Annotated in this window: 1 protein-coding gene; it reads right to left on the bottom strand. The window is 69.1% G+C overall.

Annotated features, from left to right (window positions below):
* On the bottom strand, positions 1-230 hold a 230-nt coding region (locus RZA33_RS19865; protein WP_317510138.1), incomplete at both ends, for a hypothetical protein.

Below are 230 nucleotides of genomic sequence, written 5' to 3'. Positions count from 1 at the left end.
CCGGCGTGCCCAGGACCAGCTCGAGCGGGCCGAATCCCACTACGAGAAACCCGAGCGCCTGCACCGCGACGCCGAGCATCGAGCCCGAATCGCGTTTGCTCGTCACTTCGGTGCCCGCTGCGCCGCGCCTGCCCTTGGCGGCGAGCAGTGCCGCGACCCAGACGAACATGCTGCCGAAAAGCGCGGCGACCGCGTAGATGCTGGTAGGTTCGGGATGGACGAGCGCGATC

The sequence above is a fragment of the Halovibrio sp. HP20-59 genome (assembly GCF_033052795.2).
Classification (GTDB): domain Bacteria; phylum Pseudomonadota; class Gammaproteobacteria; order Pseudomonadales; family Halomonadaceae; genus Vreelandella.
This window is presented reverse-complemented; position numbering and strand designations above follow the sequence as displayed.